This window comes from Thermogutta sp. (assembly GCF_014359955.1).
Classification (GTDB): domain Bacteria; phylum Planctomycetota; class Planctomycetia; order Pirellulales; family Thermoguttaceae; genus Thermogutta.
The window spans coordinates 1-2432 of the sequence record NZ_JACIYL010000682.1 but is presented as its reverse complement, the minus strand read 5'-3'; the positions used below and the strand labels follow the sequence as shown (position 1 = coordinate 2432).

The 2432-nt window shown below is 57.9% G+C and carries 3 protein-coding genes; all 3 read left to right on the top strand.

Going from position 1 to position 2432, the window contains the following annotated elements:
• A partial coding sequence (locus H5U08_RS15820) for a hypothetical protein (RefSeq protein WP_297035210.1) occupies positions 1-557 on the top strand: 557 nt, incomplete at its 5' end.
• Between the two features lie 483 nt (positions 558-1040).
• Positions 1041-1934, top strand: a complete 894-nt coding sequence (locus tag H5U08_RS15815) for a serine/threonine-protein kinase (protein ID WP_297035207.1) — start codon at positions 1041-1043, stop codon at positions 1932-1934.
• 39 nt (positions 1935-1973) lie between these two features.
• The coding region (gene hisH / locus H5U08_RS15810) for an imidazole glycerol phosphate synthase subunit HisH (RefSeq protein WP_297035204.1) at positions 1974-2432 on the top strand (459 nt) is incomplete at its 3' end.

Genomic DNA, 2432 nt, shown 5'->3' with positions numbered 1-2432 from the left:
TGGTGGGATCAATAAGGCTGTCGGGCAGCACGCGAGCGCTACCCGTGAAGCTTCTTCGCGCGGAGTTTTCCGAAAAAGACGAATCGTTCGAGGGAATCATTCACCTCAGCCATGGCGACGCTATTCTTGCCGAATGGGCCCTGACCGGGGACATTTCAGGCCGGGCGCGAATCCGCGAAAAACTCGTCGTCCAGCGGGACTGCACGATCCAGGAAGTCGCCACAGGATTGATCGGCGTCTTGAACGATCAGCACTGGATTTTCGAACAGGCAAGACGGGAAATCCGGCTCGCTGGCACATCCAGGACCATCCCCGCCCACTCCGGGCTCCGCTGGACAGCGCCCTGGACTGATCACGTGGAAATTGATCACGTGATCGCAATCAAACTTGCACCACCGAGGGATGTGCTCTACGCTGGCGCCACTCAGCCTGAGCGAGGCCGTGCCACCGACCGGCTCATTCTCAACCACATCTCGGGACCGCGCGAGGTTCACGCCGGAGATGTCATCGCAGAATGGTCGGCGACAATCACGGCGACACCACAGAATGCCGACTGATCTCAACCCGAGATCGAAAGTGTCAACGGGCAGGACGAGCGCGCCCTTCCGCGCATCTCCTGGCAGCACGGGCCTGTCAGGTCCGCTGTTTGAATGGTGGTTAATTCAGTCAACTGCTATGAGCCCCGTCGCGCCGTCGACCGCGATACCGGCCGGTAGGGGCAATTCATGAATTGCCCCTACCGGTCCAACCGGTGACTGAACCGAAAAGTTAGAATCCGGTCGGTCAAAGATGATGATCGCAACGTTGCAATCCGGACGTGACAAGCACGTCCCTCCGAAAGTGGGTGCCATCGGACTGAATCTCTCTCCCGATCAAGGCGTTGTCGAGGTCCGCGACCCTATCCAGCAGGAGAAAAGGGGGCATGACTCACTCCGGAGCTTTCTTGCCCGAGTGCCGGGTGGCATTTAAACTAGCCATAAGGGTGATTGGGGCCAGCAGTTCGCGAGGGGGCTTCTCGGGAGATCAGTGACGGACCAAACATGGTGCTCAAGCTCCTTCAATCGTTATTCGGACGCTCTTCCAAAGGCGTCAAGCCCCGGAAGAAGGTCGATATTGCCGCCCGATTCAAAATCCTTCGGGAGGGCGTGGCGGGAACAATGTCCAAGTTCTACGTGGCGATGGATCGCGAACGGGGCGAAATCGTTGGCCTGAAAATCTGCGATCCCCAAAAAACGGCCGCGTACGAAGCCCGCTTCAAAGGCCTGAATAAGCCCTGCGAAGGGGAAATCGCCACACTCTTTGTCCATCCCTACATTGTGATGACCTATGAATATGGGTGGACCACAAAGGACGAACCCTATCTCGTGATGGAGTATCTCGAGGGCGGCGGTTTGAACAGCCATCTCGTGGCGAAAAGCCCGTTTTTGTTCCAGCGGCCTCTCTTACCATATATCCGGCAGGTGGCCGAGGCAGTGGCTGTCGTCCACGAAGCCGGCTTCATTCATCGCGATATCTGTCCCCGTAACCTTATGTTCAATCGGGACTTCAGCGTCCTCAAGCTGACCGACTTCGGCTTGAGTGTACCGGCCACACCGCCGTTTATGGCGCCGGGCAACCGCAGCGGAACGCCTAACTACATGGCCCCTGAGTTAGTCCGGCGCTACCCCACCGATCAACGCCTGGATATCTTCTCGTTCGGCGTGAGCATGTACGAGTTGCTCACTTTTGAGCTTCCATGGGAGCGCGGGACAACCGGTATGGCGGCCATGGCCCATGACAAGCCGCCCGCGGATATTCGACGCTATCGGCCGCAGATTCATCCCGATCTGGCGGCCGCCATCCATGCCTGCATTGAACCTGATAAAGAGAAGCGGTGTCCTTCCATGAGACGGTTTTTGGAAATGATCGCGCACCTGGAATCAACCGACCTGTGAGGCTCTTTTGGACGGGCTTTCTAAAACTGGTGGGGTTTTATGACGACATCCCAATCCGAATCCGGTAGTGTCACGATCGTCGATTATGGCATGGGTAATTTGCGGAGCGTCCAAAAGGCGTTCGAGAAACTCGGACTCCGCGCAGAGGTCACTGATGATCCAGGGCGGGTGGCCAACGCCGAGCGGCTTGTGCTCCCCGGGGTGGGGGCCTTCGGCGATGCCATGGCCGAGTTGAAACGGCGGGAACTCGTCAAACCCATCCTCCGCTTCATCGAATCTGGTCGCCCCTTCCTGGGGATCTGCCTGGGACTCCAGCTACTCTTCGAAAAAAGCTACGAGAATGGTCCAATCCCGGGTTTTCGACTGCTGCGAGGCGAGGTTGTCCGCTTCGAATTGCCGCACGGATGGAGTGTCCCACACATGGGCTGGAATCAGGTGCGGCAGGAATGCCCCAACCCGCTCATGACGGGCATACCGGACGAGAGTTACTTCTATTTC